Here is a 24294-nt window from a genome sequence, read left to right on the forward strand (position 1 = left end):
GAATGTAGTCTCCATAATGGAGGAAAAGTGTTTGTGCCCTTTGTCGTCCGTTTGGTTTATAGCCATCTAAGTTGTTAAGATATTGATCAAGCATTTGTCATAATTCGGGAATTACTTTTATAATTAAAAAATTAGTGGTTTTAAATAGAAATAAAGCCTCGTGTACATTTCATTGCAAGCCGCAAAATACTATGTTTATTAAATACGCAAAGTAGTTCAAGCAAAGCAATTCCATAATACGCATAAACAGTATACCGTCAGCGGACTAGAAAAACTACTTACCTTCCTCAAATTTAAAAATTTCAATTCACCACCAAATTACCTGTTTCAAGTACCTCGAATTACTATTTATTTTATGATTAAAATTAATACTCAGCCCATTTGGCTATGCATTGCATTTATTTTACTAGCCTTATCTGCTTTCGCGCAAAAAAATTATGTGCCCGGCTACCTCGTTTTACCTCCAGGTGATACCGTTCGAGGCTTGATTGATGACCAAAACTGGGAACGTAACCCTACGGCCATTAATTTTAAAAAAGAAATAAATGCTAATTCTCAGAAATTTACCGTGGCGCAAATAGAAGGATTTGGTGTTGTGGATGGCGATATTTACCACAAGAAAATTGTAAAAGTTGACAAAACTCCTACTCAATTAGAAGAACTTTCTCGAACCGTAGGGAATGTAATTACCACAGACACAGTCTTCTTAGCGGAACAGGTTAGAGGACCTATAAATCTATACTACCTGCATGATGAGAACCGCAAAAACCATTTTTATATTCAAATAGAAGATGGCACTGTAGAAGAGTTGATACAAAGAAGTTATTTAGTTAATAAAAGTGGTCAAAATCTATTAGGTATTTCTGATCAATACAAAGATCAATTACGTTACTCGTATCTTATTAGCTGCCCAAACTTGCACTCCGAAATAAATAAAACCACCTATACAAAAGCCTCATTAAAATCATTGATTTATAAATACAATGCGTGCTTAAACCCGGCTATTTTGGTTGAGCAGAAACCAACTGCCAAAGAAGAGTATAAGTTTAACTTGGTGGCTGGTCTGGATGGTACCAGTTACACCTTTAAGGGTGACCCGTATTCTTTTAAAGATTTAGTTAATGCAAAGTTTGATCTAAAACCAAGTATTATGATGGGTTTGGGTTTTCAGATTTTGTTACCCCGCAACCGGCATAAATGGTCGCTTTACAACGAAGTAGCTTATAAAAAGAATTACGCACAAGGCCACTCGCAGAACCAACAATATTACCGGAATGAACAATCCAAAATAACGATAAAGGCAGATTACGTTGGATTTACCACAATGCTGCGCTATTCCTGGTTGAAACAAAATTACCAGCCTTTTGTAAATATTGGTTTTGCCGGGAACTATGCCCTCCAAATTTCTACGCATAAACAAACAATTATGTCCACGAGTAGTGAAGCAATAACGCGAGAAGCAACTATTTTGAAAGACTCTAAAAAGGTAGAAGTAGCAGCAGTTGCCGGTGCAGGAGTAAAAATTAAAAAAATTACCGCTGAGTTAAGATTAGAGAAAGGTTCTGGTTATTTGAATTATACTAATTTATCGGTTACCAAGAACATGCTGGCCTTTTTATTAGGATATAATTTTAACTAAAACTCTAAAACTTCTGTTTTTTTAAATTTCAATTAAAAACAGGGTGATAATAGGTAGCTATATTTAAAAAATACACATTAATAAAAAAGCTTCTCTTATTTAAAGAGAAGCTTTTTTATTAATGTGTATTTTTAGTTTTTTAGGTTTTGTATTTTACGGACAGAAGAAAACGGAGTAAATTAAACAGCTTGCAAACTATGGAATGTAATTTAACCTACTTTTACGGAGTTAGCAAACATATACGTTTCGTCCAGGAGGTACTGGTTAGCTTCATTTTTTAAAATACTAATGTTATCCAACTGAATCTTCCAATTGTAGGTTCTTTGGTTTAAGTACTGCACAATCTGGGGCAGTAAATCGGAGGTAGTATCGCGTAAGGCTAAGGAAATGTGTGGTACCCAATTATCCGGATCGTAAAAGTTAACCGTTTGGCGACTAAATGTGCGAATGCCTCTGAATAGCTCCGCATGGACCTGGTTAAATCCGTCAGCCCGTATCACTGGCACAAATATAACGGGGTGCTCGCCCGTAAAAATGCCGATACCCGTTGTTTTAACCTGAACAGAAGTGGTTTGTCCGGCAACTTCTTTTAAATAAGACTTTAATTCGGTAAGTTTTTCAACTTCGCAAATAAGCCAGGTGATATGCGGATCCGCGGTAATTTTAACGCCCTTTAAACCAAAAATTCGCTCCAGATCAGCAATGATCTCGTTCACCATTCGGGTATGTTTTGCATCCAGTAAAGAAACTACTGCTACCATTATATATTTTTAAATAGCAAACGAAAGTTTTTTATGGTTCGTTGTGCTTGTTTTCAATAGTCCATAGGCGATAGTTCATGGCCCATGGTCTTTAGCCATGAATCATAAACGATGTTAATGATAAGCGTTAAAATTTAAAAACTTCGTTTTAACCTTCTAACCTTCCAACTCTTCAACCTTTTAACCTTACAACCTTTTAACTTTCCAACCTTCCAACACCTTACTTGCAACTTGAAGCCCGGCTGCGTACCTTTGCATTTTTATTTCTGCCATTCATGATTTCTATTAACAACCTTGATTTTCACTTCGGGAGCCGCACGCTTTACGAAGATGCCAATTTACACATTAAACCCAAAGACAAAATCGGCCTGATAGGTTTAAATGGTACCGGTAAATCTACGTTGCTGCGGGTGCTGGTAGGCGAGTACAAACCCGACTCCGGCACCATTCAAATGAGTCGCGAAACTACCTTGGGTTTCTTGAACCAGGATTTATTGTCGTACCAAACCGAAGATAGTATTTTGTTGGTGGCCATGCAGGCTTTTGAGGAAGCTTTATCGCTGCAAAAAAAAATTGACGAGGTGTTACATCAATTTGAAATTGATTACCGCGATGAACTGGTAGATAAATTAGCTAAACTACAAGAGCAGTTTGAAGCGCTGGATGGATACAATGTGCAAAATAAAGCCGAGGAAATTCTGGAAGGATTGGGTTTTAGCACCGAAGACCTTCAGCGCCCATTAAGAACTTTTTCGGGAGGCTGGCGCATGCGCGTTATGCTGGCTAAAATTTTATTGCAGAAACCTTCGTTGCTGCTACTCGATGAGCCTACCAACCACTTGGATTTACCTTCTATCAAATGGCTCGAAAATTACCTGGAAAACTACGAGGGCGCGGTAGTGATTGTGTCGCACGACCGGGAGTTTTTAGATAAAACTACGAATACAACGGTAGAAGTAGCGCAACAAAAGTTAAACCTTTATGCCGGTAATTATTCTTTTTACCTGGAAGAAAAAGAATTGCGGAACGAAATTCAAAAAGGAGCCTTTGAAAACCAACAATCGCAAATAAGACAGGCCGAGCGATTTATTGAACGCTTTAAAGCCAAAGCTTCCAAAGCCAAACAAGCGCAAAGCCGGGCTAAAATGCTGGATAAACTGGAACGCATTGATGAGGTAGCCAGCGATGCACCCAAAGTAAATTTTAAATTTCAGTTTAATGTGCAGCCGGGCCGTCATATTCTGCGGTTAGAGCACATGAGTAAGAGCTATGATCAAAAAGTAATTTTCCGGGATACGCACGTTAATATTGAGCGGGGAGATAAAATAGCTTTAATTGGGGCCAATGGAAAAGGGAAATCTACTTTAATGCGCATTATTGCCGGTGATGAGCCCATTAATGGCAAACGCCAGCAAGGTCATAACGTGATTATGTCTTTTTACGCCCAGCATCAGTTAGAATCGTTGCACGTAGATAACGAAATTTTGCAGGAGTTAACCGAAGCGGGTAGCAAGCGGAACGAGATGGAATTACGCAGTATTTTAGGCTCTTTCTTGTTTACCGGCGATGCGGTTTTTAAAAAAATTAAAGTTTTATCCGGGGGCGAAAAATCACGGGTAGCCTTAGCCAAAACCTTAATTTCAGAAGCTAATTTCTTGTTGCTCGATGAGCCTACCAACCACCTGGATATGCAATCGGTAAACATTTTGATCCAGGCTTTGGAACAATACGAAGGTACATTTGTGGTGATTTCGCACGACCGGTATTTCGTGGAAAATGTAGCCAACAAAATCTGGTACATCGAAGATTATCAATTAAAAGAATATCCGGGCACTTACCACGAATACGAGTACTGGCAAGAACAACGCGAAAAAAACGAAAAGAAAGCAGGAACAGCGGCCAGTAAACCAGTAGAAATTAAGCCAACCCCGGCCAAAGCCGCTCCAGCAAATACCTCCGGAAATCAAGCTAATCTACAGCAAGATTTAAAAAAAATGAATCAGCAATTAAAAGACGTAGAAAACCAGATCAGTAGCCTGGAGTCGAAACAAACTGCTTTAGAAAGCCAATTAGCTGATCCTAAAATCTACGGCAATCCGAATCAATTACGAGAGGTTACCCAGCAGTTTGAGTCTATAAAAAAGCAGTTAGAAGAAAAAAATAGTCAGTGGGAAAATACCTTGCAGGCTATTGATGAACTGGAAAGCCAATCAAAAAATATTTAAGAATAAAACTAGAAAGGGTAGTCCATTCGTTTAATTATATTTAAGCTTACTAATGAATAGACATAAACCTTTTCTGATTGTGGCTTTGCTGGGCCTAGTTTGGTTAATTAAGGCCTGCGTGCCCGTAGAGCAAACTACCGCTTCTTCGGGCACTATTTCGGGTAAAACCGAATACTATAGTTCTACGGCCTTGCGCTACGAAGATTTTATCTATGATCCCAACATTAAATCGGTACAATTTTATGTGCAAACCGGAAATGCCGAAGAAGTTTTTAATGCGCCGGTGATACCTGTTGCGCAAACGGAACCGGTAGTTTTGGAGTTTGACCAGCTAAATGCGTCGCAGCAACGCTTTACTTTAAAATTTGTGTATTGCAACCTGGACTGGACGGAGGCCCGCCTTACCCAAATTCAATTTATCGACGAATTTAACGAGTTTTACATTACCGATGGATTAACTTCTTTTAACACCAAAGTACCTTATATTCATTATCGTCATCAATTACCCCGGGTAAAATTACCCGGTAATTACCTGGTGGTAGTTACCGATCGCAGTGGCAATCCGGTATTAACCCGTCGGTTGCTCGTATACGATAACAAAGTTACGGTTGCCGGCAGACCCGTAATACCGGTTGGCGCCAATGATCGGGTCACGAATCAGCAGATAGATTTTAATGTTTTATACCCGGAATATCCGGTAGTAAATCCTTCTCAGGAAATAAAAGTGGTTTTGCGCCAGAATAGCCGATGGGATAATGCCAAAATTAACTTGCGTCCTTCCTTTGTACACGATACCCAAAAGCGGCTGGAGTATACTTTTTTTAACGGAGCCAGCAGTTTTCCGGGCTTAAAAGAATACCGGGGTTTTGATGACCGGAACTTACGCGGAAGGGGCTTTAATGTGGAAGCAGTAAGCTTAGAAGCTAACCCGGTAGCGGTGCGGTTATATCCGGAAAAAAACCGGTCTCGGGATGTGTACTCCCAGGATGTAGATATTAATGGTAAAGTGGTATACGAAAACCGGCGATTTGGCAGTACCAACACCGGCGACCCCGATTACGTGGAAACCCAGTTTACATTAGCCGCTCCCGAGAAAGCACCCGGCGAAGTTTTTGTTTTTGGCCAATTAAGCGATTGGAAATTAGCGCCCGAGTGTAAATTAACTTACGTACCGGAGGCGCAGCAGTACACCGGCAAAATGTTACTGAAACAAGGGTATTATAATTATTCCTTTGCTTTGCAAGCGGCTAATCAGCCCCAGAAAGTAAATGAGGTTTATTTTGAAGGTAGCCACTTTCAAACCCGTAATACCTACGATATCTTGGTTTACTACCGGCCGCCTGGTACGCGCACCGATTTACTCGTTGGTTACCAATGGCTCGAAACAAATGGGGAGCGTCGGTAAAATCCGGGTAAATCTATTTCGATATTTTACGTATATTCCAAAAATGTTTTTGCGTTAGTAAGATTCCGTTTACGTAGAACGGTTAACTGCTTTTTATACCTTTTAAGTTTGAATAAATGAATTTTAAAAAAATTGCTTTAACCGGGCTTTTGGCAGCAGCTTCGGCCACTACTTGGGTGCAAGCCGACACGGGGCACCAAGAACTTCATAAAAAATACCGCCGCCTATTTACCGTTGACTCCACCACTTTAAAAGCACCGGAAAACTGGTTTAACTTGGATTTTGCCAATGATAAAGTGCCGGGAATCAGCACCGAGAAAGCTTACGGATTATTACAAAACCGCACTCCCCGTACGGTAATAGTGGCCATTATTGATTCCGGAATTGATATTAAGCACGAAGATTTGCAGGGAATTATCTGGGTAAATGCCAAAGAAGTAGCCGGTAATGGTGTAGACGATGATAAGAATGGCTACGTAGACGATGTAAATGGTTGGAGCTTTTTAGGGGGTAAAAGCGGGGAAAACGTAAAAGATGATACCTATGAGTTAACGCGGCAATACGCGCGATTACGGCAGAAATTTGAAAATCCGAAATCCAAAAAAATAAAGCGGAAAGATCGCGCGGAATACGCGCAATACCAGAAGATCAAGGTTGATTACGAGAAGGAAGTAGCCGAAGCGAAAGCCCAGGCCGCTGATTTTGAAAAATTTTATGATACGTTTAAGCAAGCACAAGGGATCATTCAAAAACAATTAGGTAAAACGGAGTATACCCAACCGGAGGTAGAAGCCATTACTTCGCCGGACTTACGGGTGATGAAATCTAAAGCCTTATTGCAGTACGCTTATGAAAATAATTTAGTAGAAGAAATTAAGAAAGCGGCGGAGCACTTCGATTATGTATTAAAAGTAGGTTTAAACCCGGATTATGATCCACGGTCGATTGTGGGGGATGATTACAGCAACGTGAAAGATAAATTTTACGGGAACGGCGATGTAATTGGGCCGGATGCCGAACACGGAACCCACGTGGCGGGTATTGTGGGTGCTAACCGGAAAAACAACCTGGGGGTAAAAGGCATTGCTGATAACGTGAAAATTATGCCGATCCGGGCGGTGCCCAACGGGGATGAACGCGATAAAGATATTGCGAACGCTATTTACTATGCCGTCGATAATGGCGCCCAAGTAATAAACATGAGCTTCGGAAAGAAGTATAGCTCCGATAAAGAAGCCGTTGACGCTGCCATGAAGTACGCTGAAAGTAAAGGAGTTTTGCTCGTGCATGCCGCTGGAAACGATGGCGAAGATTTAGATCAAACACCCAATTACCCAACCCGAAAATTAAAGAATGGCCAAACCATTGCGAATTGGTTGGAAATTGGTGCCTCGTCGTGGGAAAACAGTGAAAAATTTGTGGCTAGTTTTTCGAATTATGGGAAACAATCGGTAGATGTATTTGCGCCAGGGGTAGATATTTATTCTTTGAAACCAAACCAAGAGTACAACGAAAATAGTGGCACCAGCATGGCTTCGCCGGTTACTACCGGAGTGGCGGCTTTGTTGTTTTCTTATTTTCCGGATTTAACGGCTGCCCAGGTGCGGGATATTATTTTAAAATCTTCTGTTAAATACGCTACCTTAGAAGTAGCTAAACCTGGAACAACTAAGAAAACAGAAGCTAATTTAGTGCCTTTTGGTACTTTATCTATTACCGGGGGAGAAGTGAATGCCTACCAAGCCGTTAAAATGGCTGAACAACTTACCGCGCAGAAATAAATTATAACCTATTCTGCCTTAAATAAAAAAGATCAGCTGCTAAAGCTGGTCTTTTTTATTTAAGGTAATTACTAGTAATACTGGTAACAGAAAACGAATAAATCAAGATTTTAATAGTTTTATTTCGGGCAAAGATTAGCTCTACTTTTTATTGGTTTGAATAAAATCCCAGAGATTGCCGTATAAATCTTGAAACACTGCCACCAGGCCGTAAGGTTCTGTTGTTGGTTTCCGGACAAAGCTTATACCAACGGCCTGCATAGCAACATAATCGCGCATTAAATCATCGGTGTACAGAAAAAGGAATACCCGTCCGCCAGTTTGGTTGCCTACCCGGCTTTTTTGCTCCGCAGTGGTAGCTTTAGCCAGCAGCAAGCAACAACCCGAACCTCCTTCTGGAGCCACTACCACCCAACGTTTACTCTCGGAAAGGGGAGTGTCTTCTAACAATTCAAAAGAAAGTTTCTGCGTGTAAAAAGCAATAGCTTCGTCGTAATCATCTACTAATAAGGCAAGCTGACCTATTTGCTGGTGCATGGTATGAATAAGCTTATATATATCCTGATTAAATATAAATACTACAATTACCTTTAATTCAGAACTATATAGAGTATAAAATTTAAATAAAAATAGACATTTCTATTATCTACTCGTATGTTTATAAATAAACTTGTTATTATTCTATACTATAGGTTTGATGCATTATTCTTGCCTAATCTGTGAAATTTAGTATAGCTACCCAATTAAGATACGAGATAGTTGATGCCTTATTTAAAAGTAAGATAAACCACCGCATGAAAAAAATATTTACTTCCGCGCCCACTAATAATTTAAATTTTTAAAAAAAAGTTTTTTTGCGGCCATGTTCCTTGGCTTAGCGGTTAGTTCGGAAAGTAAGCCGAGGATTAAAATCGAAAAGAATAATTTGACTCTGAATGGTAGTTATCTTAACTGGGTAATTCCTACTCCTCAGGTCGCTGCTTCTGCTACCGGAGTTTGGGCAGCGATTGTTCCTAGTTCCGGTGCACCAACTGCCCGTCACGAAGCCAGTTACGTGCAGGCCGGTAACAAATTTTATTTAATGGGAGGCCGAAGAATAAAGCCTGTACAGGTTTTTGATCCGGTAAATAAAACCTGGGTGAATAAAGTAAACACTCCCATCGAACTGCATCATTTTCAGGCCATCAGTATTGATGGTTTAATTTACGTGGTGGGAGCTTTTACCGGTTCTTATCCGCACGAAAAGCCGGTTGCCACTATTTATATCTTTAACCCGGCTACTAACAAATGGATTACTGGCGCCACTATTCCTGCTGCAAGACGTCGGGGTTCATCGGGAGTGGTGGTGTATAATAAAAAGATTTACATGGTTGGAGGCATTAAGGATGGGCACTGGAGTGGTCATGTAAACTGGTTCGATGAATATAATCCGGCTACCAATACGTGGCGTACTTTACCCAATGCTCCCCGGGCTAGAGACCATTTTCAGGCCGCTATTATTAATGGTAAATTGTACTTGGCGGGCGGACGCCGATCTTCCGCCAGCACTAATCAAACTTTTGAGTTAACTGTTCCCCAAGTAGATGTGTTCGATTTTGCGGCTTTTAAATGGGCCACCTTACCCAGCAGCGGTAATATACCCACCCAGCGGGCGGGTGCTGCAACCGCTGTTATCGGGAATGATTTAATTATAATAGGAGGCGAAAGTGGTTCTCAAACGCAAGCGCATAAACATACCGAGGCTTTAAATGTAACTACCAACACGTGGCGCCGGCTAGCTGATTTAAAGCAAGGCCGGCATGGTACGCAAGCTATCGTAAATAACAATAATATTTACTTAGCGGCGGGTTGTGGTAACCGGGGAGGCACTCCGGAGCTCAATACGCAGGAAGTATTTTATTTCTCTGGCCGTACTACACCTAATGGTTCTGCTGTTACACAGAGTAAATTAAGCACCCCTGCCGGTGTTAATTTCGGTGCAATAACTGTAAATTCAACGAGCACCAAAACCATTACCTTAACCAATACCACCGGAAATCAGGGAATATTAGTTAGTTCTTTAACTAAAACCGGATCGAGTTACTTTTCGGTTAGTGCCCCGTATGCGTTTCCATTTGTATTGGCTCCTGGCAAAAGCGTTAGTTTAACTTGTAAATTTAATCCGAAGACTACGGGTAGCCAGTCCGGTAGTATCCTTATTAAGCATTCGGGGCAGGGTGGAAGTACTACAGTAACTCTTAGTGGATCGGGGGTAAAAGCAAGCGTAAAGAACACGGAAGCTGTTCCTGAATTAGCGGCTGCTAAGAACCAGTATTTAAGTACTTATCCCAATCCGATTACCGATGGGCAGTTTAGCGTACATGTTCCGGAAAAACTAACCGGTGAAGTGCCATATACTTTAGTAAACCAAACGGGTACTATTGTATTATCTGATAAATTAAACTTAGCCACTGCAACCGCTACCTTGCCATTTAATTTTTCGGGTCGATATTTAAACTCAGGATTATATTACTTGCAGATCACGCAGGGTACCCAGCGTTACACAGTGAAGGTGTTATTAGAAAAATAAAAATTTAAAAAATTAAAATACTTGAAAGTAAAATGGAGCTAAGTAAAAGGACAAATTAAAAGATACATTCCAATATTGAAAATACAAGGTTAAATCACTGATATTTAAATTGTTACGTTTTGTTTTGTCTTGATACTTGTGTCTTACTACTTGTGTCCATTTACTTAGCTTAGTTGCCAGCTCCTTTTTTGTCGAAAATTTAAAAAATTAGACGTTAAACCGGAAGTGCATGATATCGCCATCTTGCACCACGTACTCTTTTCCTTCTACCGCCATTCGGCCGGCTTCTTTAATTTTGTTTTCGGTTTTATACTCCTGGTAGTCGGGTAGTTTTATTACCTCAGCCCGGATAAACCCTTTTTCGAAGTCAGAGTGAATCACGCCGGCGGCCTGGGGCGCTTTCCACCCTTTCTGAATAGTCCAGGCCCGAACTTCTTTTACGCCCGCAGTAAAGTAAGTTATCAAGTTTAACAAGCTGTAAGAAGCCCGGATTAATTGATTTAAACCAGATTCGGTTAAGCCGTACTCTGCCAAAAACATTTCTTTTTCTTCCGGATCGGTTAATTCCGCAATCTGCGCCTCTATGGCGGCAGAAATAATCACTACTTGGGCATTTTCGTCTTTTACGTGTTCTTTTAAGGCCTCAATGTATTTATTTCCGGTGTTAATAGAGGCTTCATCAACGTTGGCCACGTATACAACCGGCTTTAAAGTGAGCAACTGTAAGTCTTCTACGGCTTCTAAATCTTCTTCGGAGGCGGCAAAGGAGCGGGCGTTTTTACCACTTTCCAGGTGCGCTTTAAAAGCTTGCAGCGAGGCCAGTTCTTTCTTCGCTTTGGCATCACCGGCTTTAGCGGTCCGTTCCACTTTGCTTATTTTTTTATCAATTGATTCCAGATCTTTTAATTGCAGTTCCGTATCAATTACGTCTTTGTCAAAAACCGGATCTACCCCGCCCGCCACGTGTACAATGTTGGGGTCGTCGAAGCAACGCACCACGTGAATAATCGCATCTACTTCCCGGATATTCGCTAAAAATTTGTTCCCTAATCCTTCGCCTTTGCTAGCACCTTTTACTAACCCGGCAATATCCACAAATTCAATAATAGTAGGTAATACTCGTTCGGGATGCACCAGGTCTTCCAAAATTTGTAAACGCTCGTCTGGCACGGTTACTACGCCCACGTTCGGTTCAATGGTGCAAAAAGGATAATTAGCCGACTCGGCCTTTGCACTGGAAATGGCATTAAACAAAGTAGATTTTCCAACATTGGGCAAGCCTACAATTCCGCAACGTAATCCCATGAAATGTGTATGAATGAAATTTTAAAAAAAGACCAAGATTTAGGGAGAGATAGCCGAGATAATTCCCGCAACAACTTAATGCAAAATCGGAACATTTCTGCTGCCTCTACAATTTGGGTGCAAATATAGCCACAAAAATCTTAGAATATACGGTTATTACCAAACCAACTTGCAACGCAGGCTAATGACTTAACCGCTCAGGGTAAATCAGTGAGGGTATTAAAATTAAAATTTTGGGAATTTACGTTAAGAATATAAAAGCCAATACCAGAAAACCTAAGGCATACAAACTATATACTTTTTTATCAGTCGAAACGAATAAACCAACCACCGCTAAAATAAAAGCCACTGCTGTTTGAAAACCAGCAATGCGGAAGAGTGCGCCAGTAAGAAGCATATTTTTTTGCTCCCGTTTAATGAAAGCCGCATCTACATCCGGGTCATTAATATAATCCCAGCCTCGTTTATTGATTTCGGCTTCTTTTTCTTTTTGGATTTGTTTGTTTGTGGTTGGGTAAATAACAAACCGGTAGGTTAAGCTCGCCAGGCTTAATAACATAAATAAAACAAAGGGACCTTTGATAAATCGAAGCGGATTTTTTAAAATAAACACCAGCGCGGCATTTAAAATTAAAAGTAAAAGCAGAACAATTGGGAGATTGGTTAAAAAAGAGATCATGTAAACTTACTGGTAATACTTTTTTTTAAATAGGAAAGGACGGCTAAAAAGTTAAATCAATTACTTTCATTTAAATGAATACAAAGCACACATTGTAGAGCCCTTGAACTCTATTTGGAGAAGCGAAGCCGATAAAATTTAAAAAAAGGCAGAAATAGCTTAAAAATAAAAAAGCCCACGCAAAGCATGAGCCTCATCGAAGATGATATTGCTGCCTGAATTACATCATACCTATTCCCACTTCAGCTCGTCGTCGAGCGTAGCAGGTTCCGTGGCTTGCTTTTCCAATTCTGCCAGGATATCCTCGGTGAGGAGTTCTGTTTTTACGTGGTCGATTGTACTTTGCAAGGCCTCCACAAATTTGGCAAAATCTTCTTTGTAAAGAAAAATTTTGTGCTTTTCGTACGAATACGTGTCATCCTTAAATTTACGTTTACTTTCCGTGATAGTGAGATAATAATCGTTGGAGCGAGTAGATTTCACATCAAAGAAATACGTCCTTTTCCCTGCTCTTATTCGTTGCGAATAAATTTCAGCTTTTTCGTTGTTCTCTTCCACTTTTCTCTATTTTCGGTTGTTAGATATAAGGCTAAAGTAATATATTGTTATGATTTATAAAAATTTTCAAAGTTAATTTTAGATTGTTTTTGTAAATATACCTCTAAATAAAAGTAATAAAGTAATTATTCTGGTTCGGATTCGTTTTGATCAGGCCGGATTTTGTAGGCGTATTGTCGGTATTTTTAATTTAATTAGCTGCTTAACTATTTTCCTGATGAAGAATACGTCCTCCATTGACTTGGCCGCAGTGCGGCAGTTTGAGAATCTAGAATTTTTAGCGAAACAATTAGTAGCCGGCTTTATAACCGGATTGCACCAATCGCCTTACCATGGTTTTTCGGTGGAGTTTTCGGAACATCGGCTGTACAACAGCGGCGAAAGTACCCGCCACATGGATTGGAAAGTTTTTGCCCGCACCGATAAATTGTTTGTGAAACGCTACGAAGAAGAAACTAACCTGCGCTGCCATCTTTTACTAGATGTATCGCCTTCCATGTATTACCCGGTAGATACGTACGGGAAAGTAACTTTTAGTGCTTTAAGCGCCGCCGCTATAGCGATAATGTTGCAAAAGCAGCGCGATGCAGTAGGGTTGGTTACTTTTTCCGATAAAATTGTTTTGCAAACACCGGTTAAATCCACGAGTACGCATTTGCATACTTTGCTGCTGAACTTGCAACAAGTATTAAGCCAACCAACTGCTACCAAAACCACCGAAACGGCCACCGTTATTCACCAGATTGCGCAGCAAATTCCAAAACGATCTTTGGTAGTAATTTTTAGTGACGTGCTGGGCCGCGACAATGATACAACAGCCATTTTTGCTGCTTTGCAACATTTAAAGCACCAAAACCACGAAGTATTATTATTTCACGTAATGGATAAACGCACCGAAGAGCAGTTTGACTTTGCCGAAAGACCTTACATATTTGTAGATGTAGAAACCGGCGAAGAAATTAAATTACAACCGTCGCAAGTTAAGGTTCAATACCAGGCCGCCGTTAGTCAGTTTAAGCACGACTTAGCTTTAAAATGCGGTCAGTATAAAATTGACTTTATTCCGGTAGATATTTCGGAACCATTCGATAAAGTGCTCCAAGCGTACTTGATTAAACGGGCGAAAGTGAGGTAATAGGAGGGTTGAAAAGTTAGAAAGTTGGAAGGTTAAAAGTTGAAAGGTTGAAGAGTAGAAGGACTGGAAGTGGTCCACTTATTTAATATAAAAGTAAATACCTGTTTGCCAGTAAAAAAAACTGCTATAATATTCAAAATAAAAGTTTTTTCAACTTTCCAACGTGTCAACCTTTTAACCTTCCAACTTTTAAACTTTTCAACCTGCAACTTGTAACTTTCAACTTTCCAATCTTCTAACTCAACCCTCCAGCGACTTCCACAGGTATTTGCAGGCGATGGTCCGATAAGGCCGCCAATTTTCAGCAATTTCGCGCATTTTTGCTTGCAGAGGCTTACCCGTTAAATCGAGGTTATAGGCTTTTTTGATGGCATTTTGAATTCCTAAATCTAACACTGGTAAAACATCCGGGCGATCCAGGGCAAACATTAAAATCATTTCTACCGTCCAACGACCAACGCCTTTGATTTGGGTTAAGTGGGTAATTAAAGGTTCATCTTCCAAACTAGTAATAGAGGCATGCTCCAGTTGTCCGGTTTCCTTAAATGCTGCTACATTTCTAATATAATTTAATTTTTGGTACGATAAACCCACGCTACGCAAGGTTTCGTCCGGCAAATTTTGCAAGCGTTCCGGCTCTGGGTATCGTTCGGGGAACAAGTTTAAGAATCGATTTTTTATTACTGCGGCTACTTTCGTAGAAAGCTGCTGACTAATTATGGAGCTTATCAAACTCAGGTAAATATCGGTGCGGGGTACCGGCAGAATTTCCGGGCACCTATTTATAATAGCAGCCATTACAGGATCCTGACTTAAAACCATTCGCCATGGCGGAGTTTGTGTCATCAAAACAGATAAATTTTAAATTTTTTAGTAAACGAAGAGGGTGGAGAGAAGAAATTATCTCCTCAAGGATTATTTATTAAGTAAAAGGACAAATTAAAATAGGCATTCTTAAGATAAAAATACAAAGTTAAACCATTGACTATTAATTATAAATGGTTTGTTTCGTCTTAATACTTGTGTCTTGTTACTTGTGTCTTGTTACTTAACATAAGAAATTGTAAACAGAATAAAAATTTAAAAATTTAAGTTCTTTAGTACCTTCACAGTGTGTTCCAACATAGCTTCCGTGAAATCTAAATGCGTAACCAACCGGATGGTTTGCGGACCAAAATCTAAAGCCAGAATGTTTTGGGTCGCTAACTCGCGGAGAAATTGTTCTTCAGTAACAGCATCAACCAGCCGGAAGATAACAATATTAGTATCAACTGGTTGCATTTCCTGCACAAAGCTACAGCTTTGCAGGGTTTCGGCTAGGATGCGAGCTTTCGCATGATCGTCGGCTAAGCGGTTAATGTGGTTATCCAGCGCATAAATGCCGGCAGCGGCCAAATAGCCGGCTTGCCGCATGCCCCCGCCAAAAACTTTCCGGATGCGCCGTGCTTTCTGAATAAAAGGCTTACTGCCCAATAAAACGGAACCTACCGGCGTGCCCAGGCCCTTGGATAAACAAACCGAGATACTATCGAAGCACGCGCCGTACGGCAACGCAGATTCATTCGCTGCTACCAAGGCATTGAACACCCGGGCACCGTCTAAATGCAAAGCTAAATTATGTTGCCGGCAAGTTTCTGTAATAGCCGTTATCTCGGGCAAAGTGTAATACGAACCACCGCCTTTGTTAGAAGTGTTTTCTAAAGCTACTAATTTTGATAAGGGATAATGAATATTATTGGGACGGATTCCCCCACGAATTAACTCCGGGGTAATTTTGCCGCGTTCGCCGTGCAACAAATAAACCGAAGCGCCGGAATTGGCCGCAATCCCCCCGCCCTCGTACTGATAAATGTGCGCAGTATAATCGCAAATTACTTCGGATAGCGGTTCGGTATGCGCTTTAATAGCAATTTGGTTGGTCATGGTGCCGGAAGGGCAAAAGAGGCCGGCTTCTAACCCGAACATGCTAGCCGTTTTTTCTTCTAAGGCATTAACGGTGGGATCTTCGCCAAAAACATCATCTCCTACGGGAGCGGCAAACATGGCCTGTAGCATTTCGGGAGTGGGGCGGGTAACAGTATCGCTGCGTAAATCAGTTAAAATCATTCTAATGTAATCGTAATCCTTTGGGGTGAAAAAGTTGCTATTCTATCTTCCGGCAACAAAAAGCAGTGTGCCTATACTCTTTTCAAGGTGCTTTTAGCAGCTACCAGACATAAATTTTTGAGAATGTAAAAATAATAACTTACTTTTGCGTTTCAATTTTAAAATTAGAAAGATGGCAATTACCAGACTTAAAAGAAAAGATCGTAAAAATAAGGCAAGAGCTAATAACAGACAGCGCATTATCAAACAATTATTAGCTACTCCGGTAATTAAAAATGTAGATGTAGAAGCCTTGAAAGCGCAGTTTAACAATGCCGCGCCCGCTATTACTTCGGCTCCGGTTGCTGCACCTGCTCCAGAAGCTACAACTACACCAGAAGCTACAACTGTTTCGGAAACTGCTGCTGAATAAATAGCCTTGCGTTAACTTTAACGCTAAAAGTTAATTGCCGTCGGCTTATAAGGTTATATTTATTATGATACAATTAGAAGTGTACCTGTTTAATGGGTACACTTTTTTAATTTTAAGCGCGCTTGCCTAATTCTATTACTTTTAATTCCGTAATTCGGCCTTCAGCTATTATAAAAGTAACTAACGTTCGCACTTTATGAAAGCCATGCCGGCCGGCAGCTCCTGGGTTAATATGCAATAAACCATTGCTTTTATCCGGCATAATTTTTAAAATATGCGAATGGCCGCAGATAAATAGTTGCGGTGGATTTAGTTGAATTGCTTTCCGCACATCCGGTTGATATTTACCCGGATACCCGCCAATGTGCGTTATATAAACGTCTAAGCCCGCACATACAAATCGTTGATTTTTAGGATGGATAGTCCGGATGGCAGCATCATCAATATTGCCATAAACTCCCCGCAATGGTTTTACCGCTGCTAAAGAGTCCGACACCTGCAAAGTGCCAAAATCACCCGCGTGCCAAATTTCATCACAAGTGCTTAAATGCTGGATAATTTGGTCATCTAAATAGCCGTGCGTATCCGAGATTAGCCCTATTTTGATAGTTGCAGGTTGCAAGTTGCAGATTACAAGTTAAAAGGTTGGAAAATTAAAAAGTTGGAAGATTGCAGATTTCACGCATTTGGTGAATTGATCTAAAGTGGATAAAACCTCTTGCAAAAAATTAATAATTTTAAAATTATGATAAGTTTAAACCTGCAACTTGTAACCTGCAACCTTTTAACTAATGACTTTCCCCCAGGTTTCGGGCGTTTTGCGCCAATCCGAGAGGGTTTGGAGCGCGGAGGCCGAAATATAACCTTGTTCTAAGGCAATGCCGAGTAAATTCTGATAATTGCTTAATGTAAATAACGGAATGTTGGCCAGCGCAAAGTTTTTAGCGGCTTGTTCAAAACCATAAGTAAAAATAGCGGCCATGCCGATTACTTCACCGCCCGCTTCCTGCACCGCTTTGGCCGCTTTTAACGAACTGCCGCCCGTCGAAATTAAATCTTCGATCATTACCACACGTTGCCCTTCTTTTAACTTTCCTTCTATCTGGTTGCCCATGCCATGGCTTTTGGGTTCGGGCCGCACGTAAATATAAGGCAGTTCTAACACATCGGCTACTAAAGCTCCCTGCGCAATACCCGCCGTTGCAACCCCGGCAATAACTTCCGCGTTGGTAAAATGTTCGGTGATTAATTCGGCTAAGCGTTTCTTAATGAAAGTACGAATGAGCGGATAAGAGAGTGTAACCCGATTATCGCAGTAAATAGGCGAGTTCCAGCCAGAACTCCAGGTAAACGGGTTATCCGGACGAAGTTTAACCGCTTCCGTTTCGAGCAGGAACGAAGCTACTTTTAGGGCAGTTTCAGCTTTTTGCATGAACGAAAGTACGTATTATTTTTTCAGTATTTTACCGGCTCTTGTTTTTGTTTCCGAATTATTATTTATTGTTTTGTAAAATATAAGTTTACTCCCAGCTAAAACTTTCTCCATGAACGTTTTTATTAATGATATCCCTCTGATTATCAAAAGAACCAGTGAGAAGGTATTTAAACACCATTATGACTTGATTTTGGAAGAAGGCGCCTCCTTTAATTCAAAAGATTTGGTGGGCGATGTGCTGATTCGGAACGTAAGCGATGCCACGATTGACCGCATGGTGCGCCTGATGGAAGTAAAAAAATTAAAAAAACTACACTCGCTTACTTTAGTAACCGATAAAAAAAACCGGCTGATCCGGCATTTAAAAGATCAGTTTAAAATTGTGAAAGCCGCTGGCGGTCTGGTAGTAAAGGAAGGCAAAATTTTAATGATTCACCGGCTGGGCATGTGGGATTTACCCAAAGGTAAATTAAAGAAAACCGAAGATGACAGGGAAGGAGCCATCCGGGAAGTGGAAGAAGAATGTAACATTAAAGTAGAGGCTTTTGAAAAATTGCCAAAAACCTGGCATTCTTACGCGTACAAAGGCAATAAAATTTTAAAAAAAACCAGTTGGTTCTTAATGAATTGCCTCGACGATTCGATGATGAAGCCGCAGGCCGAAGAATTTATCGAAGAAGTTAAATTTATGACTCCGGAAGAAGTAGAAACGGTTTTGCCCGAAGCCTATGCTTCTATTGCCTTTGTTATTCATTACTATTTGCGGGCGGCTAAATCCGGAATGGTATAAAAGCATCTACGTTACCTCCGTAACGGTGTATTTCCCGGATAATGGATGAACTAATAGCCGCCAAAGGAGGCGAAGTAATTAAAAAAACCGTTTCCAAACCGGGATTAACATGCCGGTTAGCCTGGGCAATGGTGTTCTCGTACTCAAAATCAGTGGTATTGCGTAAACCCCGCAGCAAAAAACGCGCTCCTACTTCTTGCGCAAAATTAGCCGTTAAACCTGTATAAGCTTGTACCTTAATCCGGGTATCACTCTGGAACAAAGCCGTAATAATTTCCAGCATTTTTTCCACGGGCATGTACCGTTGTTTGGTGCTGTTATTCCCGATGGCAATTATTAACTCATCAAACAAAGCCGCTCCCCGCTGCACGACATCAAAATGCCCGTTGGTAAACGGATCAAAAGAACCCGGAAATATGGCAATGCGCTTCATGTATAAGAGTTGAGAGTTTTGAGTTATAAGTTATGCGTTGAAAGGTTTTAAGGTTGAATAGTTGGTTATATGTTATAAGGGTTTGGTTGTAATTCTTAGCTTTTAACAATAGGTAATCAACCATTAACCAACTCAACAATTTAACATTTCAACTCTTTAATTCTACTCGCAAAAATGTAAACTAAATACCTCTAGATAGCGATGCTCGAACATTTCGTCAAACTTGTAACTGTACGAGAGGTTGGTTGGTTTTTTGCCTAATTGCAGGTGGCGCACGTATTTTCGCAAAATATCGAACAAGTCGGAGTCGTGAAGTAAATCTCCCCAAACGGTTACCACATCCTGGTCGGGATTTAACTCTTGTTCCTGCATCACAAAAATTAAAAAATAAATAAAATCTTCGGGGCTGGCGTAGTAAAACATATTGCAAAACTCCAGAGTGCCGTTTTTAATAACTATTAAGGTCAGGTAGTTTTGTTCTACGTAGGCGTATAATCTTTTAGTGGGTATGCGTTCCGTTAAATGAAGCAAAGTTTCGATAAGCGCACTGGTTTGGTGCCTGATCTGAACAGTCTCTGGTTGAAAGGTAGTTTGCAGAAAAGTAGGTAAATATTGATCGGTGGCGTAAATGGCTACCATATCTAAACCCGGATGCTGGTAGGAAAATACCCGGTCGTGAAACTCGTCAATTTCGGTGTGTAATTTTAAATAATCAGCCGCCGCCCCAGCCTCAAAGAGCGTACCGGGTAAAAAAGTAAATTTTTGATTTTTAATACCCACCCGCACCCGGTGCCATTTCACGGTACTCAGAAACGCGTGTTCCATAATAATTTCGCGGAGCTGTTGTACCAGCTGCAAAGGATTAAAAATGTTGGTAAAGGCATAATCTTCCAGCAGCACAAATTTATGCCGGATGGTGTCTTCCGCACCAAACCGGATGCTGTGTTTACTTAAAGTAAGGTAAAGATTATACACATCGGCGTTAGCCACGGTAAAAGACTCGTCAATAAGTTGCGTCAGAAGCCGGTAGTTCTTGGTAATTGTCGCCAAAATAGAGTGCCGCTTTAATAGTAAGTTAACAAATATAAGAATATGTGGGCAGCATTAGTGCCAAAAGTAAAGTTTGATTATGGAATGCAACTACTAAAACCTTTCCGGTATAAGTCATCGAGGCTGTGTAAGCCTTGGAGAACCTGGTGTAATTGATCGGGTGGTAATTCCTGGATATCGGGTAAACTTTTAAAAGCTACTTCCGCTATTAATTGATTATGTGGTTCCAACTCCGGATCGAAACCAGTGGTAAGTTCTCCGCCGGTTATGGTTACGGCGAAAAATAGCTCCAGAGCGTGCAGTGGCAACGAAATAAACTCATGCACAAATAAAAAAGAACCTACCTTTACTTGTAAACCGGTTTCTTCTTTAAACTCCCGCTCTAAACCCAGCTCTAGCGTTTCGCCGTAGTGCAAGCCACCGCCCGGCATCGACCATAATCCGCTTTTGTTTTGCGCAAAAGGCTTATGGCGGATGAGTAATAGTTGATTAGCCTGTTGGCATACGCCGCACACCCGAACCCGTAACTTACCCGAATAATGCAATTCTGCTGAACTAGTGTGCATGGACTATAATAAATCTATTAAAGAAGCTTGTAAGGTATTCAAAAATTTAAAAATATCCAGTTTCCAGCCGATGCCGATGCTAAGGTTAGTTTTTACGGTTGTTTTAAGTTTATACGCTAGAAACTTGCTTATTGCTGCGAAACTTTTCTTAAAAGAAAGAGTGTTGAAACGTACCAACAAACTAAATTTTGAAACTTTAAAGCGGTTAAAATAAGCTACATTACGTTTCTGATTTTATTTGTTACAGCCCCAACCATAATGACATATTCGATTTTTAAAATTCAAAACTAATGCGTCCGGAAGAAGCCTTACTCAAAAACTTTCCGTTCGAACCAACTACCGATCAGGCCCAACTTTTTAAAAAATTAGATATTTTTATTTCAAGTCGTACCCCAAACAAAGAAGTTTTTATGCTGAAAGGTTTTGCTGGTACCGGCAAAACTACGGTATTAACTTCTTTGGTGAAGATATTAAATACTTTTGGGTATAAATACGTGTTACTGGCCCCAACCGGACGGGCGGCTAAGGTAATGTCGTCGTATTCCAAAAAGCAAGCATCTACCATCCATAAAAAAATCTATCGTCAGAAAAACAATCCGTACTCCGAAGGTTTGTCTTTTACCCGGCAACCCAATAAATTAAACAATACCGTCTTTATTGTGGATGAAGCTTCCATGATTTCGGACGAAAAAGCTTTTGGCGATAACGGCCTGTTACAGGATTTAATGAGCTATGTATTTGAAGGAAGCAATAACAAACTATTGCTTATTGGCGATACGGCGCAGTTGCCCCCCGTTAGCCAAACCATTAGTCCGTCTTTAGATGCGGCTTATCTGAAAGCTAATTTCCGGTGCGAGGTGTACGAAATAGAATTACGCCAGGTAATGCGCCAGGCCCAGCAATCGGGCATTTTAATGAATGCCACCAGTTTACGCGAACAACTCCGCCAGCCCGAGCCCCAATTGAAAATGCGTACCCGGCCTTACAAAGATTTGTACCGCATGACCGGCGAGAAACTGGAAGATGGTTTACGGTATGCGTACGATAAATTCGGGATTGAAAATACCACGGTTATTTGCCGCTCCAACAAAAATGCGAATATGTATAACCAGCATATCCGACGGCAAATCTTTTTCTCGGAAGATGAAATTGGCGTAAGTGATTACCTGATGATAGTCCGGAATAATTATTATTGGCTTGATAAAGATTCGGAGATTGGTTTTATGGCTAACGGTGATTTTGTGGAGGTAACCAAAATTATTCGTTACGAAGACATGTACGGCTTCCGGTTTGCCGATGTCCGGATCCGGTTTGTAGATTATCCGGACGAAGCCGAGCTGGAAGTAAAAATTATGCTCGACACGCTCTACACCGAAGCACCCGCTTTACCTAATGATAGAAGCAAAGAATTGTACCAGGAAGTACTGAAGGATTACTCCGATTTAGGTACGAAGCAGGAACGAAGTAAACAATTGAAAAAGAACCCGTATTTAAATGCTTTACAAGTAAAATTTGCCTATGCCCTTACCTGCCATAAAGCCCAGGGCGGGCAATGGGATGCGGTTTTTGTGGATCACGGTTACTTAAAAGAAGAGATTACCGGCACTGATTTTGCAAGATGGCTATACACCGCCGTAACCCGGGCCGCCACCGAGTTGTACCTGGTAAATTTTAATCAGCAACTATTTGGCGATTAAGGGAATAAATTTTTTAGGTTTGAAACTATAAATTTATATTTTTGTTTTATATTCAACTTACTCAATCAATTCATTCAAAGATGAAAAAATTAGTTTATTTAGCATTAAGCCTGACTTTAGGGGTTTCAGTAGCTAATGCGCAAACTACTGCTCCGGTTGCGGCTAGTAAAGTAGTAACCAACGGTCCGGCCATTTCTTTTGCCGAAACAAAACACGATTTTGGCAATATTAAGCAGGGTGATGTGGTAGAATATACCTTTAATTTTAAAAATACAGGCAACCAGCCTCTTCTAATTTCGGATGTAGGCGTAACCTGTGGTTGCACCGCTACTGATTTTTCAAAAGAGCCAGTTGCGCCAGGTAAATCAGGTTATGTAAAAGCTAAATTTAATTCGGCTTACAAATCCGGTATGCAAAATAAAATTATTACGGTAAAATCAAATGCTACGGCCGGTGATGCGCAAGTGGCTATTATTACCAACGTAATTGTTCCTACCGAAGCCTCGGCGAAACCCGCTGATGCTAAAAAGAACTAGTTACATACATGTATTGATCTCAGCAAAGTGTAAATAGCTGATTCTATTAGATATTTTAAAATACAAAGACCTTGGTAATAATATACCAAGGTCTTTTTTTATGTTCAGCGTACAATTTAATTAGCTGAATCCGGAAGTTTGGCAATGCTGAAGGCTAAACATATCCAACCAACAATCAACAAAACGCCACCAATGGGAGCAAAGGCCCCTAACTTGGTGATACCGCTTAAACTTAAGGTATACAACGATCCTGAAAAAATAAGAATGCCTAACAGAAAGAATAAACTGGCCCGATTCAATAATTTATGTGGCCGTTGAATTTGCAATAGACCGGTTAAGAAAATAGCCAAGGTATGATACATCTGGTATTTAACACCGGTTTCAAAAGTGTCTAGTCGGCCAGCTGCTTCCAAGCCTGGTCGTAAAGCATGTGCCCCAAAAGCCCCAATGGCTACGGTAATTGCACCCAGTAGGGCTGCGATTAATAAGCTTTGTTTATAATTCATAATTTTTATCCCGCCTAGTTCCGGGCTCCAAATATAGAAGAACCTACCCGGATCATGGTGCTGCCTTCCACAATAGCCAGTTGATAATCCGAACTCATGCCCATAGATATTTCTTTAAATTCCGAAGACTCGGAAAAGTAAGTTTTTTTAAAGTTTATAAAAATATTTTTTAAAAATTTAAATTCCTGTTGGATTTGCGTTTCGGAAGAAGTGTTCGTGGCAATGCCCATTACGCCGGTAATGACAATATTTCTAAAATCTTGCAAAGTTTCTGTTGCGAGCAACTCCCGAGCTTCCTCAACCGAAAGCCCAAATTTAGTTTCTTCCTGGGCAATGTAGATTTGTAACAGGCAGTTTATAAAGCGATTATTTTTTCCCGCTTGCTTATCAATTTCTTCGAGTAAACGCAAACTATCCACTGATTGGATGGTGTGCACAAAAGGGGCAATGTATTTTACCTTATTGGTTTGTAAATGACCGAGCATGTGCCATTCTATGTCCGGCGGCAACGAAGCCGCTTTTTGGGCCATTTCCTGCGCTTTGTTCTCACCAAAAATTCGTTGCCCGGCATTATAAGCTTGCTGAAGTGCTTCTATAGGTTGCGTTTTCGAAACTGCTACCAGTTTACAGGATGTATTGGCTAATCGCTTCTGGAACTGCCGAATATTGTCTTCTATGTTCATGTATTAGTTGCAGGTTACAGGTT

Annotated in this window: 24 protein-coding genes; 10 read left to right on the forward strand and 14 right to left on the reverse strand. The window is 40.6% G+C overall.

Annotated elements, in window-relative coordinates; all coding sequences use genetic code 11:
* Nucleotides 1–355 precede the first annotated feature (355 nt).
* The gene (locus AHMF7616_RS05710) at nt 356–1639 is read left to right on the forward strand and encodes an outer membrane beta-barrel protein (RefSeq protein ID WP_115372008.1); all 1284 of its coding nucleotides are present in this window, start codon (nt 356–358) and stop codon (nt 1637–1639) included.
* A 209-nt stretch (nt 1640–1848) separates the two neighbouring features.
* Here the strand turns inward: AHMF7616_RS05710 and AHMF7616_RS05715 are convergent, their stop codons facing one another.
* A complete protein-coding gene (locus tag AHMF7616_RS05715; RefSeq protein ID WP_115372009.1) occupies nt 1849–2400 on the reverse strand; it encodes a 2'-5' RNA ligase family protein in 552 nt (183 codons plus the stop codon).
* A 275-nt stretch (nt 2401–2675) separates the two neighbouring features.
* On the opposite strand from AHMF7616_RS05715, the gene AHMF7616_RS05720 reads away from it, so the two are divergent.
* The 3 genes from AHMF7616_RS05720 (at nt 2676) to AHMF7616_RS05730 (ending at nt 7811) form a co-directional block, all read left to right on the forward strand.
* Nucleotides 2676–4625 (forward strand): ABC-F family ATP-binding cassette domain-containing protein, encoded by a 1950-nt coding sequence (locus AHMF7616_RS05720; RefSeq protein WP_115375478.1) that lies wholly within the window; start codon nt 2676–2678, stop codon nt 4623–4625.
* A gap of 52 nt (nt 4626–4677) precedes the next feature.
* Nucleotides 4678–6030, forward strand: coding sequence for a type IX secretion system plug protein (locus AHMF7616_RS05725; RefSeq protein WP_115372010.1), 1353 nt, complete (start codon nt 4678–4680; stop codon nt 6028–6030).
* 116 nt (nt 6031–6146) lie between these two features.
* Nucleotides 6147–7811: a S8 family serine peptidase gene (locus AHMF7616_RS05730; protein ID WP_115372011.1), complete on the forward strand. Its 1665-nt coding sequence runs from the start codon at nt 6147–6149 to the stop codon at nt 7809–7811.
* A 141-nt stretch (nt 7812–7952) separates the two neighbouring features.
* On the opposite strand, the gene AHMF7616_RS05735 is transcribed toward AHMF7616_RS05730, so the two are convergent.
* A complete protein-coding gene (locus tag AHMF7616_RS05735) occupies nt 7953–8348 on the reverse strand; it encodes a VOC family protein (RefSeq protein ID WP_115372012.1) in 396 nt (131 codons plus the stop codon).
* 325 nt (nt 8349–8673) lie between these two features.
* Here AHMF7616_RS05735 and AHMF7616_RS05740 point away from each other — a divergent pair, with 325 nt between their 5' ends.
* Nucleotides 8674–10380: a Kelch repeat-containing protein gene (locus AHMF7616_RS05740; RefSeq protein WP_115372013.1), complete on the forward strand. Its 1707-nt coding sequence runs from the start codon at nt 8674–8676 to the stop codon at nt 10378–10380.
* Nucleotides 10381–10587: 207 nt separating this feature from the next.
* On the opposite strand, the gene ychF is transcribed toward AHMF7616_RS05740, so the two are convergent.
* The 3 genes from ychF to AHMF7616_RS05755 all read right to left on the reverse strand — a co-directional run bounded on the left by ychF (nt 10588) and on the right by AHMF7616_RS05755 (nt 12922).
* Nucleotides 10588–11685: a redox-regulated ATPase YchF gene (gene ychF / locus AHMF7616_RS05745; RefSeq protein ID WP_115372014.1), complete on the reverse strand. Its 1098-nt coding sequence runs from the start codon at nt 11683–11685 to the stop codon at nt 10588–10590.
* Between the two features lie 241 nt (nt 11686–11926).
* Nucleotides 11927–12364 (reverse strand): hypothetical protein, encoded by a 438-nt coding sequence (locus AHMF7616_RS05750; protein ID WP_115372015.1) that lies wholly within the window; start codon nt 12362–12364, stop codon nt 11927–11929.
* Between the two features lie 231 nt (nt 12365–12595).
* Nucleotides 12596–12922, reverse strand: coding sequence for a DUF3276 family protein (locus tag AHMF7616_RS05755; protein WP_106926972.1), 327 nt, complete (start codon nt 12920–12922; stop codon nt 12596–12598).
* Between the two features lie 217 nt (nt 12923–13139).
* Between AHMF7616_RS05755 and AHMF7616_RS05760 the strand changes: the two genes are divergently transcribed.
* The gene (locus tag AHMF7616_RS05760) at nt 13140–14057 is read left to right on the forward strand and encodes a DUF58 domain-containing protein (RefSeq protein ID WP_115372016.1); all 918 of its coding nucleotides are present in this window, start codon (nt 13140–13142) and stop codon (nt 14055–14057) included.
* A 240-nt stretch (nt 14058–14297) separates the two neighbouring features.
* Here the strand turns inward: AHMF7616_RS05760 and AHMF7616_RS05765 are convergent, their stop codons facing one another.
* Together AHMF7616_RS05765 and AHMF7616_RS05770 are read right to left on the reverse strand one after the other, a co-directional pair.
* Complete coding sequence (locus AHMF7616_RS05765; RefSeq protein WP_115372017.1) at nt 14298–14903, reverse strand: DNA-3-methyladenine glycosylase family protein; 606 nt, start codon at nt 14901–14903, stop codon at nt 14298–14300.
* Nucleotides 14904–15137: 234 nt separating this feature from the next.
* Nucleotides 15138–16163 carry a threonine aldolase family protein gene (locus AHMF7616_RS05770; protein ID WP_115372018.1) on the reverse strand — a complete coding sequence of 342 codons (1026 nt, stop codon included), beginning with the start codon at nt 16161–16163 and terminating at the stop codon, nt 15138–15140.
* Nucleotides 16164–16335: 172 nt separating this feature from the next.
* Here AHMF7616_RS05770 and AHMF7616_RS05775 point away from each other — a divergent pair, with 172 nt between their 5' ends.
* The gene (locus tag AHMF7616_RS05775) at nt 16336–16575 is read left to right on the forward strand and encodes a hypothetical protein (protein ID WP_115372019.1); all 240 of its coding nucleotides are present in this window, start codon (nt 16336–16338) and stop codon (nt 16573–16575) included.
* A 112-nt stretch (nt 16576–16687) separates the two neighbouring features.
* Here AHMF7616_RS05775 and AHMF7616_RS05780 read toward each other — a convergent pair whose 3' ends face one another.
* Together AHMF7616_RS05780 and pyrE are read right to left on the reverse strand one after the other, a co-directional pair.
* Entirely contained in the window at nt 16688–17197 is a 510-nt protein-coding gene (locus AHMF7616_RS05780) for a metallophosphoesterase family protein (protein WP_317047587.1), read from the reverse strand.
* 162 nt (nt 17198–17359) lie between these two features.
* Complete coding sequence (gene pyrE, locus AHMF7616_RS05785) at nt 17360–18007, reverse strand: orotate phosphoribosyltransferase (RefSeq protein WP_115372020.1); 648 nt, start codon at nt 18005–18007, stop codon at nt 17360–17362.
* A gap of 112 nt (nt 18008–18119) precedes the next feature.
* Here pyrE and AHMF7616_RS05790 point away from each other — a divergent pair, with 112 nt between their 5' ends.
* Nucleotides 18120–18800 carry an NUDIX hydrolase gene (locus AHMF7616_RS05790; RefSeq protein WP_115372021.1) on the forward strand — a complete coding sequence of 227 codons (681 nt, stop codon included), beginning with the start codon at nt 18120–18122 and terminating at the stop codon, nt 18798–18800.
* On the opposite strand, the gene coaD is transcribed toward AHMF7616_RS05790, so the two are convergent.
* The 3 genes from coaD to AHMF7616_RS05805 form a co-directional block, all read right to left on the reverse strand.
* Nucleotides 18781–19233: a pantetheine-phosphate adenylyltransferase gene (gene coaD / locus AHMF7616_RS05795; RefSeq protein WP_115372022.1), complete on the reverse strand. Its 453-nt coding sequence runs from the start codon at nt 19231–19233 to the stop codon at nt 18781–18783. The genes AHMF7616_RS05790 and coaD overlap by 20 nt on opposite strands.
* A gap of 162 nt (nt 19234–19395) precedes the next feature.
* Complete coding sequence (locus AHMF7616_RS05800; protein ID WP_158546105.1) at nt 19396–20283, reverse strand: DUF3822 family protein; 888 nt, start codon at nt 20281–20283, stop codon at nt 19396–19398.
* 77 nt (nt 20284–20360) lie between these two features.
* Nucleotides 20361–20849 (reverse strand): NUDIX domain-containing protein, encoded by a 489-nt coding sequence (locus AHMF7616_RS05805; protein ID WP_115372024.1) that lies wholly within the window; start codon nt 20847–20849, stop codon nt 20361–20363.
* A 290-nt stretch (nt 20850–21139) separates the two neighbouring features.
* Between AHMF7616_RS05805 and AHMF7616_RS05815 the strand changes: the two genes are divergently transcribed.
* Nucleotides 21140–22546, forward strand: coding sequence for an ATP-dependent DNA helicase (locus AHMF7616_RS05815; protein ID WP_115372026.1), 1407 nt, complete (start codon nt 21140–21142; stop codon nt 22544–22546).
* Between the two features lie 80 nt (nt 22547–22626).
* Nucleotides 22627–23082: a DUF1573 domain-containing protein gene (locus AHMF7616_RS05820; RefSeq protein ID WP_115372027.1), complete on the forward strand. Its 456-nt coding sequence runs from the start codon at nt 22627–22629 to the stop codon at nt 23080–23082.
* 116 nt (nt 23083–23198) lie between these two features.
* Here AHMF7616_RS05820 and AHMF7616_RS05825 read toward each other — a convergent pair whose 3' ends face one another.
* Nucleotides 23199–23588 (reverse strand): DUF423 domain-containing protein, encoded by a 390-nt coding sequence (locus tag AHMF7616_RS05825; protein WP_115372028.1) that lies wholly within the window; start codon nt 23586–23588, stop codon nt 23199–23201.
* A 14-nt stretch (nt 23589–23602) separates the two neighbouring features.
* Nucleotides 23603–24271, reverse strand: a complete 669-nt coding sequence (locus AHMF7616_RS05830; RefSeq protein WP_115372029.1) for a YggS family pyridoxal phosphate-dependent enzyme — start codon at nt 24269–24271, stop codon at nt 23603–23605.
* Between the last annotated feature and the right edge of the window lie 23 nt (nt 24272–24294).

Origin of the sequence: Adhaeribacter pallidiroseus, from assembly GCF_003340495.1 — a bacterium.
Classification (GTDB): Bacteria; Bacteroidota; Bacteroidia; order Cytophagales; family Hymenobacteraceae; genus Adhaeribacter; species Adhaeribacter pallidiroseus.

Bases quoted from the DNA above. Each gene is read 5' to 3' on its own strand.
- AHMF7616_RS05710 (WP_115372008.1), top strand. From the start codon at position 356: ATGATTAAAATTAATACTCAGCCCATTTGGCTATGCATTGCATTTATT.
- AHMF7616_RS05715 (WP_115372009.1), bottom strand. From the start codon at position 2,400: ATGGTAGCAGTAGTTTCTTTACTGGATGCAAAACATACCCGAATGGTG.
- AHMF7616_RS05720 (WP_115375478.1), top strand. From the start codon at position 2,676: ATGATTTCTATTAACAACCTTGATTTTCACTTCGGGAGCCGCACGCTT.
- AHMF7616_RS05725 (WP_115372010.1), top strand. From the start codon at position 4,678: ATGAATAGACATAAACCTTTTCTGATTGTGGCTTTGCTGGGCCTAGTT.
- AHMF7616_RS05730 (WP_115372011.1), top strand. From the start codon at position 6,147: ATGAATTTTAAAAAAATTGCTTTAACCGGGCTTTTGGCAGCAGCTTCG.
- AHMF7616_RS05735 (WP_115372012.1), bottom strand. From the start codon at position 8,348: ATGCACCAGCAAATAGGTCAGCTTGCCTTATTAGTAGATGATTACGAC.
- AHMF7616_RS05740 (WP_115372013.1), top strand. From the start codon at position 8,674: ATGTTCCTTGGCTTAGCGGTTAGTTCGGAAAGTAAGCCGAGGATTAAA.
- ychF (WP_115372014.1), bottom strand. From the start codon at position 11,685: ATGGGATTACGTTGCGGAATTGTAGGCTTGCCCAATGTTGGAAAATCT.
- AHMF7616_RS05750 (WP_115372015.1), bottom strand. From the start codon at position 12,364: ATGATCTCTTTTTTAACCAATCTCCCAATTGTTCTGCTTTTACTTTTA.
- AHMF7616_RS05760 (WP_115372016.1), top strand. From the start codon at position 13,140: ATGAAGAATACGTCCTCCATTGACTTGGCCGCAGTGCGGCAGTTTGAG.
- AHMF7616_RS05765 (WP_115372017.1), bottom strand. From the start codon at position 14,903: ATGACACAAACTCCGCCATGGCGAATGGTTTTAAGTCAGGATCCTGTA.
- AHMF7616_RS05770 (WP_115372018.1), bottom strand. From the start codon at position 16,163: ATGATTTTAACTGATTTACGCAGCGATACTGTTACCCGCCCCACTCCC.
- AHMF7616_RS05775 (WP_115372019.1), top strand. From the start codon at position 16,336: ATGGCAATTACCAGACTTAAAAGAAAAGATCGTAAAAATAAGGCAAGA.
- pyrE (WP_115372020.1), bottom strand. From the start codon at position 18,007: ATGCAAAAAGCTGAAACTGCCCTAAAAGTAGCTTCGTTCCTGCTCGAA.
- AHMF7616_RS05790 (WP_115372021.1), top strand. From the start codon at position 18,120: ATGAACGTTTTTATTAATGATATCCCTCTGATTATCAAAAGAACCAGT.
- coaD (WP_115372022.1), bottom strand. From the start codon at position 19,233: ATGAAGCGCATTGCCATATTTCCGGGTTCTTTTGATCCGTTTACCAAC.
- AHMF7616_RS05805 (WP_115372024.1), bottom strand. From the start codon at position 20,849: ATGCACACTAGTTCAGCAGAATTGCATTATTCGGGTAAGTTACGGGTT.
- AHMF7616_RS05815 (WP_115372026.1), top strand. From the start codon at position 21,140: ATGCGTCCGGAAGAAGCCTTACTCAAAAACTTTCCGTTCGAACCAACT.
- AHMF7616_RS05820 (WP_115372027.1), top strand. From the start codon at position 22,627: ATGAAAAAATTAGTTTATTTAGCATTAAGCCTGACTTTAGGGGTTTCA.
- AHMF7616_RS05825 (WP_115372028.1), bottom strand. From the start codon at position 23,588: ATGAATTATAAACAAAGCTTATTAATCGCAGCCCTACTGGGTGCAATT.
- AHMF7616_RS05830 (WP_115372029.1), bottom strand. From the start codon at position 24,271: ATGAACATAGAAGACAATATTCGGCAGTTCCAGAAGCGATTAGCCAAT.